This is a genomic window from Streptomyces sp. NPDC059092 (assembly GCF_042756365.1).
Classification (GTDB): domain Bacteria; phylum Actinomycetota; class Actinomycetes; order Streptomycetales; family Streptomycetaceae; genus Streptomyces.
Genome location: NZ_JBHZEJ010000058.1, coordinates 47,523 through 54,949 on the forward strand (window position 1 = coordinate 47,523; position 7,427 = coordinate 54,949).

Genomic DNA, 7,427 nt, shown 5'->3' on the forward strand with positions numbered 1-7,427 from the left:
GACCCCACACGCACCTCCCGGGCCTCCCGGACCCCACGTACCGGCCGGACCACACGCACCTCCCGGACCGCCCGACCTCGCCGCCCTGCGCCCGCGCCTCCCCTCGCCGCTCCATCCAGCCGAGGACGAGCGCTTCACGCGCCGGGGCGTACGGCTGCTCCTCAAGCGCGACGATCTGATCCACCCCGAGCTGCCGGGCAACAAGTGGCGAAAACTGGCGCCCAATCTGCGGGCCGCCGCCGCCTCGGGCCGGCGCACGCTGCTGACCTTCGGCGGCGCGTACTCCAACCACCTGCGCGCGACCGCCGCCGCCGGCCGGCTCCTCGGCTTCGCCACCGTCGGTGTCGTACGCGGCGAGGAGCTGGCGGACCGGCCCCTCAACCCGTCGCTCGCCCGGTGCGCCGCCGACGGGATGCGGCTGCTCTTCGTCGAACGCGCCGAGTACCGCGGGAAGGCGGAGCCCGGCGTCGTCGCCGCGCTGGTGGCGCGGGCGGGACTCGACCCCGGCCGCGTGTACGTCGTACCGGAGGGCGGCAGCAACGCGCTCGCCGCGCGCGGCTGCGCCGAGCTGGGCCGGGAGCTGCGTGGCGCGGCCTCCACCACCGCGGTCGCCTGCGGCACCGGCGGCACGCTCGCGGGGCTCGCGGCCGGGCTGGGCCCTGGACAGCGGGCGCTCGGCTTCCCGGTGCTCAGAGGCGGCTTCCTGGACGGGGAGATACGGGGGCTCCAGCACGCCGCGTTCACGGGGCCGGCCGGTGACTGGCGCCTCGACGACCGTTTCCACTTCGGCGGCTTCGCCCGTGTCCCTCCCGAGCTGGAGGCCTTCGCCCGGGACTTCGAGGACCGGCACGGATTCGCCGTGGAACGTCTCTATGTCGCCAAAATGCTGTACGGGGTCACCACGCTGGCGGCGGAGGGCGCCTTCCCGCCGGGCACGGCGGTGGCGGCCGTCATCACCGGCGGCCCCGAACCGTCCGCTCCCCGGCAGACCCGCTGAAGGCCCGCCCCGCTCAGTCCGAGCCGTCCTCCCGGTACGTCGCCGCCTCCTCCAGGTCCAGCCGGCGCAGCAGCGTCCGCAGCATCTCGTCGTCGATCCGCCGCCGGTCGCGCAGTTCCACGAAGACGGTGCGCTCCGCCTCGATCATCTCCGTGGACAGCCGCCGGTAGGTGTCGTCCGCCGACTCCCCGGTGATCTCGTTGACGGCCCCGAGCCGCTCCCACACCGCGTTGCGGCGGCGCTCAAGCACCGTACGGAGCCGGTCGGCGAGCGGCTCGGGCAGGGCGTTGCGCTCGTCGGCCAGCAGCTCGTCCAGCCGCTGTTCCGCCGCCGTCGACGCCTCGCTCTGCGCCTGCGCCTCCGCGAGCGTCTCGGTCTGCCGGTCGCGGCCCTGCACCTTCAGCAGCCGGATGAGCGGCGGCAGGGTGAGCCCCTGTACGACGAGGGTGCCGATGACCGTCGTGAAGGTCAGGAACAGTACGAGGTTGCGGCCCGGGAAGGGCGCGCCGCCGTGGGCCGTCAGCGGGATCGAGAAGGCGATGGCCAGCGACACCACCCCGCGCATCCCCGCCCAGCCGACGATCAGCGGCGCGGTCCAGGTCGTGTCGGGCTCGCGCTCCCTGATCCGGGGGAAGAGCAGCCGCGGCACGAAGGTCGCCGGATAGACCCAGACGAACCGGACGAGGACCACGGCCACGAAGACCCACAGGGCGTAGAGCACCGCCTCGCCGACCCCGTACTCCCCGAGTCCCCGGAGGACGAAGGGCAACTGGAGTCCGATGAGCGCGAAGACCGCCGACTCCAGCACGAACGCGACCATCTTCCACACCGCGGCCTCCTGGAGCCGCGTGGCGAAGTCCACCTGCCAGGAGCGGTGGCCGAGGTAGAGCGCCACCACCACGACGGCCAGCACACCGGACGCGCCGACCTGTTCGGCAGCCGCGTAGGCGACGAAGGGGATGAGCAGCGAGAGTGTGTTCTGGAGCAGCGCCTCGGTGAGGTGGGTGCGCAGCCAGTGCAGTGGGACCATCAGGACGAGTCCGACACCGACACCGCCGAGCGACGCGAGCGCGAACTCCCCCGCCCCGCCCGCCCAGCTCGCGCCGGCGCCGACCGCCGCGGCCAGCGCCACCTTGAAGGCGGTGATGGCGGTCGCGTCGTTGAGCAGCGACTCACCCTGAAGGATGGTGGTGATACGGCTCGGCAGCCCCAGTTTGCGGGCGATGGCGGTGGCCGCCACCGCGTCGGGCGGCGCGACGACCGCGCCCAGGACCAGCGCCGTGGTCAGCGGCAGGTCGGGGACGAGGAGGTAGGTGAGCCAGCCCACCGCGAGGGTCGCGAAGAGGACGTAGCCGACCGAGAGCAGCGCCACCGGCCTGATGTTGGCCCGCAGGTCGAGGTACGAGCTGTCCACCGCGGCGGTGTAGAGCAGGGGCGGCAGGATCAGCGGGAGCACGATGTGCGGATCCAGTGTGTAGTCCGGGACGCCGGGCACGTACGCGGCGACCAGCCCGGCCGCCACCAGCAGCAGGGGCGCGGCGACCGGCGTCCTGCGGGCGGCCCCGGCGATCGCCGCGCTGGCCGCCACCAGCGCGATCAGCGGCAGAACATCCATCCGGCTCCGTCTTTCCGTCGTGCGCGTACGTCCGTGTCGGTACGTCCGCGTCCGTGAGTCTGTATGTGTCCGTGAGTCTGCGTGTGTCGGTAAGTCCGCGTGTCGGTAAGTCCGTGTGTCGGTAAGTCCGTGTGCGTAGGGACGTGTGTGTGCGTACGTCCGTGTGCGTGCTGTGTGCGTGCGTTCGTCCGTGTGCGCGCGCACGTCGTAATCTCGCCATCATGAGCCAGTGCAGCCACATCACGGAACTTCCCCGCCCCGAGCCCGCGCCGAGGGGTGACACCTGCGCCGAGTGTCTGGCCGTCGGCAGCCACCCCGTACAACTGCGGCTCTGTCTGGAGTGCGGGAACGTCGGGTGCTGTGATTCGTCGCCGCACCAGCACGCCACACTCCACTTCCAGCGGACGGGGCACGCCGTGATGCGAAGTTTCGAGCCGGGGGAGAGCTGGCGCTGGTGCTTCGTGGACGGTTCGATCGTGTGACGACTGGGTACGTCAACCCTCCGCCGGTTGTTCTGAATTGGATGCCGCAGACCCCTAGCCACTTTCCGTGGTCATATGCTTACCATGAGTGACGGTATCGGATAGGGGTCCCGGCGACACGGCACTATGGATCGCGATAGCGTCGCCACCCAGACCGGCTACGTAATGACACGTACCAGCAAGGCTCCGCGACATGTCCTGTCCGGAGCCCTGAAGAGCTTGTGCCACCTTGGAGGTGAGGGTGTCCCAGATCGCAGGCGAGCCCGGGACCCAGGACTTCGTGGAAGTCCGGCTGCCCGCTGCGGGTGCCTACCTGTCCGTGCTGCGTACGGCCACGGCCGGCCTCGCGGCGCGCTTGGACTTCACCCTCGACGAGATCGAGGACCTCCGCATCGCGGTGGACGAAGCCTGCGCGATCCTGCTCCAGCAGGCCGTACCGGGCTCCGTTCTCAGTTGTGTCTTCCGCCTTGTCGAGGACTCGCTCGAAGTGACCGTCTCGGCCCCCACGACCGACGGACGCGCCCCCGAGCGCGACACGTTCGCGTGGACCGTGCTCTCCGCACTGGCCGGCAAGGTCGAGTCGACGGTCGCCGAGGACCGTACGGTCACCATCAGCCTCTACAAACAGCGCGGCGCGGGACCCGGGCCCGCGTGAGGAGCGGGGACGGTCCGGTGCGTGACGAGGGGCGCATCCCACCAGAGCCGCGGGGAGGGCACGAGGCTCCGGCGGAGCCGGTGCTCGCCCCCGCGGGGATCCCCGAGCAGCAGGCGCGTCCCCATCCGGAGGACGGGCCCGAGGGCCAGACGGCCGCGGCGGAACAGGCGCGGACAGAGCGGGCGCAGGCAGAGCGGGCGGCCTTTATGAGCGAGCAGCACAGCGAGCAGGAGAGCGCGACGCGGGGTGAACCGCGGAGCGAGCGGCAGAGTGAGCCACGCAGCGAACCGCGCGGTGAGCGGCAGCGCCACGACCCACATGACCGCAGCGGCGCGCGGGCGATGTTCATCGAGCTGCGCGACCTGCCGGACGGCTCGCCCCAGAAGGCGGCCCTCCGCAATCAACTCGTCCGGATGCACCTGCCCCTGGTCGAGCATCTCGCGCGGCGGTTCCGTAACCGCGGCGAGCCGCTGGACGACCTCACGCAGGTCGCGACCATCGGGCTGATCAAGTCGGTGGACCGCTTCGACCCGGACCGCGGCGTCGAGTTCTCGACGTACGCGACCCCGACGGTCGTCGGGGAGATCAAGCGGCACTTCCGGGACAAGGGCTGGGCGGTACGGGTGCCGCGCCGTCTCCAGGAGCTGCGGCTGGCCCTGACGACGGCGACGGCGGAGCTGTCGCAGCAGCACGGCAGATCGCCGACGGTGCACGAGCTGGCGGAGCGGCTCGGCATCTCGGAGGAGGAGGTCCTGGAGGGCCTGGAGTCCGCCAACGCGTACTCCACGCTGTCCCTGGACGTACCGGACACGGACGACGAGTCCCCGGCGGTGGCGGACACGCTGGGCGCGGAGGACGAGGCACTGGAGGGCGTCGAGTACCGGGAGTCGCTCAAGCCGCTGCTGGAGGATCTGCCGCCCCGGGAGAAGCGGATTCTGTTGCTCCGGTTCTTCGGCAACATGACGCAGTCGCAGATCGCGCAGGAGGTCGGCATCTCACAGATGCACGTTTCGCGGCTGCTGGCGCGCACGCTGGCGCAGTTGCGCGAGCGGCTGCTCGTCGAGGAGTAGCGAGGAGCGAGGAGCGGAGTCCAGGACGGGGGGTAGCGGTACGGACAGGGTCGACGCCGTCCGTACGGAGAGGTCCCGCAGTCGTACGGACGCGGGACCTGGGCGGCGGATTCACACCCCTGAGCGCCTGCCCGTCCACGCGCCTACGCCTGCACGCCCACCCGTCCACGCGCCTACGCGTCCACCCGCCCTACGTGCCTACGCGTCCACGCCTCCGCACGGCGACGCCGTTACGCGTCGTTGGCCGGGCCCCGGATCCCGAGGGCCTCGGTGGTCGTCGGGTTGACGAGCAGGACGAGCCCTGTCACGGCCACCGCCGCCAGTACGATCCCGGCGGGGATGCCGGCGCCGTCCGAGGTGAGCAGGGTGTAGGCGACCGGCAGCGCGAGGATCTGCGTGATCAGCGCGGGCCCCCGGCTCCAGCCGCGGCGCAGCAGCAGCCCCCGGGCGGCCAGCAGCGGGATGGCCCCGAGCGCGATCAGGGTCACTCCGCCCATCTCGGCCTGTTGCGGAGAGTCAGGGCGGCCGAGCAACCCCATGACCAGCAGGTACACCCCGCCGGCGATCAGTGCCAGGGCCTCCAGTCCGCTGACCGCGGCGGCGGCGGTCAGCCGGGTGGGGCGCGGGATCGGCTCGGGGTCGGGCTGCGTCGCTGTGCTCACCCTCGCAGGGTATCGGCCGCCGGATCCGGGCCGGGCCCCCCGCCCCGTCATGCCCGAGGACGACCCGTCGCGCCTCGGCCGGTAATCTGCTGGGCATGCGCGCACTCCTCGTGGTCAACCCGGCAGCAACCACCACCAGTGCCCGCACCCGTGACGTACTCATCCACGCGCTGGCCAGCGAGATGAAGCTGGAGGCGGTGACGACGGAGTACCGCGGGCATGCCCGCGACCTGGGCCGGCGGGCCGCCGACTCCGACGACATCGAGCTGGTCGTGGCCCTGGGCGGGGACGGCACCGTCAACGAGGTCGTGAACGGTCTGCTGCACAACGGCCCGGACCCGGAGCGGCTGCCACGGCTCGCGGTGGTCCCCGGCGGCTCGACCAATGTCTTCGCCCGCGCGCTCGGGCTGCCCAATGACGCGGTGGAGGCGACCGGCGCGATTCTTCAGGCGCTGGAGGAGAAGAGCGAACGTACGGTCGGTCTGGGACTGGCGGCCGGGACGCCGGGCTCGGAGGACGAGGCCGCACCGCCGCGCTGGTTCACCTTCAACGCGGGGTTCGGATTCGACGCGGGAGTCGTCGGCCGGGTCGAACAGCACCGGGAACGCGGAAAGCGTTCGACGCACGCGCTCTATGTGCGACAGGTGATACGTCAGTTCCTGGACGAGCCGCACCGCCGCCACGGAATGATCACCTTGGAGCGACCCGGTGAGGATCCGGTCGAAGATCTCGTCCTGTCGATAATCTGCAACACCGCTCCCTACACTTACCTGGGGAATCGCCCGCTGTACTCCTCCCCCACGGCGTCCTTCGACTTGGCGCTCGACGTCCTCGGACTGACCAGGATGTCGACCTCGGCGGCGGCCGTATATGGGACGCAACTGCTCACTTCGACCCCGGACAAGGGCCCCCACGGGCGCCATGCGGTGTCCCTGCACGACCTGACCGACTTCACCTTGCATTCCAAGGCGCCCCTGCCCTTCCAGATGGACGGCGACCATCTTGGAGTGCGTACGAGCGTGACGTTCACAGGCGTTCGCCGTGCACTGCGTGTGATTGTGTGAGTGGAAGGGCCCAAACTCCTTTCACTCGAACGTTTAGGCTGGCATCCACCCCATGGAAGTACGGCTGTGACCTAGTCGACACCGAGGAATCAAAAAAAACTTTCCAGAAGGGGTTGTATCCGCCGCCGAGGTTTGCGAATCTCTACATGGCGCTCGGGACGGCCCGCAACACCGGCCTCCCTGAGCACCAGAACCCCTCCTCGAAGCAAGGACACCGGCAGTTCCGCTGGCGGTCGACCCTTCCCTTGTCGAGGGATTCGTGAAAGCGTTCACATTCACAAGCAACCTGCACGTAATACCAAGAGAGGTAGCAGCCATGGACTGGCGTCACAACGCCGTTTGCCGCGAGGAAGACCCCGAGCTGTTCTTCCCCATCGGCAACACCGGTCCTGCGCTGCTGCAGATCGAGGAAGCCAAGGCCGTCTGCCGTCGCTGCCCCGTCATGGAGCAGTGCCTGCAGTGGGCGCTGGAGTCCGGCCAGGACTCCGGCGTCTGGGGTGGACTCAGCGAGGACGAGCGCCGCGCGATGAAGCGTCGCGCCGCTCGTAACCGGGCGCGTAACGCGACCGCCTGAACCACCCCTGTAACAGCCTCAGCCGGCGGAGCGTACAGCGTGTACGCATAGCCCCGCCCCCGAACCGCAGCGCGCAGTACCCCCCGATGCGCATCGCACAGTGAGCTTCGAACCGAGCCCCGGACCGTAGAACGGTCCGGGGCTCGATGCTGTGCCGGGGGCAGGGGCGCCGCGCCCGGGTACGCACCCGGGCGCAGGCCGGTAAGTACCGGCCGGCGGCCCCCCGCGTACGCCGCCGCCCGCGCGGCGACATCTGCGGCGCCACCCGAAATTCCCCCAGGACGGGCGTGCCGCGCACCCGCGCGGGC

8 protein-coding genes are annotated in these 7,427 nt (G+C 70.8%); 6 read left to right on the forward strand and 2 right to left on the reverse strand.

Features of this window, described 5'->3' with window-relative positions; genetic code table 11:
* Positions 1-85: 85 nt before the first annotated feature.
* Positions 86-997 carry a 1-aminocyclopropane-1-carboxylate deaminase/D-cysteine desulfhydrase gene (locus ACFXPL_RS27580; RefSeq protein ID WP_384924604.1) on the forward strand — a complete coding sequence of 304 codons (912 nt, stop codon included), beginning with the start codon at positions 86-88 and terminating at the stop codon, positions 995-997.
* Positions 998-1,010: 13 nt separating this feature from the next.
* Here the strand turns inward: ACFXPL_RS27580 and ACFXPL_RS27585 are convergent, their stop codons facing one another.
* Positions 1,011-2,612, reverse strand: a complete 1,602-nt coding sequence (locus tag ACFXPL_RS27585) for a Na+/H+ antiporter (protein ID WP_384924584.1) — start codon at positions 2,610-2,612, stop codon at positions 1,011-1,013.
* Between the two features lie 221 nt (positions 2,613-2,833).
* Between ACFXPL_RS27585 and ACFXPL_RS27590 the strand changes: the two genes are divergently transcribed.
* The 3 genes from ACFXPL_RS27590 to ACFXPL_RS27600 all read left to right on the forward strand — a co-directional run bounded on the left by ACFXPL_RS27590 (position 2,834) and on the right by ACFXPL_RS27600 (position 4,819).
* A complete protein-coding gene (locus tag ACFXPL_RS27590; RefSeq protein WP_384924586.1) occupies positions 2,834-3,094 on the forward strand; it encodes a UBP-type zinc finger domain-containing protein in 261 nt (86 codons plus the stop codon).
* Positions 3,095-3,335: 241 nt separating this feature from the next.
* Positions 3,336-3,749, forward strand: a complete 414-nt coding sequence (locus tag ACFXPL_RS27595; RefSeq protein ID WP_329829332.1) for an anti-sigma regulatory factor — start codon at positions 3,336-3,338, stop codon at positions 3,747-3,749.
* Positions 3,638-4,819, forward strand: a complete 1,182-nt coding sequence (locus ACFXPL_RS27600; protein ID WP_384924588.1) for a SigB/SigF/SigG family RNA polymerase sigma factor — start codon at positions 3,638-3,640, stop codon at positions 4,817-4,819. The genes ACFXPL_RS27595 and ACFXPL_RS27600 overlap by 112 nt, the downstream gene beginning before the upstream one ends.
* 230 nt (positions 4,820-5,049) lie before the next feature.
* On the opposite strand, the gene ACFXPL_RS27605 is transcribed toward ACFXPL_RS27600, so the two are convergent.
* The gene (locus ACFXPL_RS27605; protein ID WP_384924590.1) at positions 5,050-5,532 is read right to left on the reverse strand and encodes a hypothetical protein; all 483 of its coding nucleotides are present in this window, start codon (positions 5,530-5,532) and stop codon (positions 5,050-5,052) included.
* Positions 5,533-5,576: 44 nt separating this feature from the next.
* Between ACFXPL_RS27605 and ACFXPL_RS27610 the strand changes: the two genes are divergently transcribed.
* Together ACFXPL_RS27610 and ACFXPL_RS27615 are read left to right on the forward strand one after the other, a co-directional pair.
* Positions 5,577-6,545 (forward strand): diacylglycerol/lipid kinase family protein, encoded by a 969-nt coding sequence (locus tag ACFXPL_RS27610; protein WP_384924592.1) that lies wholly within the window; start codon positions 5,577-5,579, stop codon positions 6,543-6,545.
* A gap of 316 nt (positions 6,546-6,861) precedes the next feature.
* A complete protein-coding gene (locus tag ACFXPL_RS27615) occupies positions 6,862-7,119 on the forward strand; it encodes a WhiB family transcriptional regulator (RefSeq protein WP_004937597.1) in 258 nt (85 codons plus the stop codon).
* Positions 7,120-7,427 lie beyond the last annotated feature (308 nt).

Coding starts and splice junctions, on each gene's coding strand:
- ACFXPL_RS27605 (WP_384924590.1), bottom strand. CDS start 5,532: ATGACGGGGCGGGGGGCCCGGCCCGGATCCGGCGGCCGATACCCTGCG.
- ACFXPL_RS27585 (WP_384924584.1), bottom strand. CDS start 2,612: ATGGATGTTCTGCCGCTGATCGCGCTGGTGGCGGCCAGCGCGGCGATC.
- ACFXPL_RS27590 (WP_384924586.1), top strand. CDS start 2,834: ATGAGCCAGTGCAGCCACATCACGGAACTTCCCCGCCCCGAGCCCGCG.
- ACFXPL_RS27615 (WP_004937597.1), top strand. CDS start 6,862: ATGGACTGGCGTCACAACGCCGTTTGCCGCGAGGAAGACCCCGAGCTG.
- ACFXPL_RS27610 (WP_384924592.1), top strand. CDS start 5,577: ATGCGCGCACTCCTCGTGGTCAACCCGGCAGCAACCACCACCAGTGCC.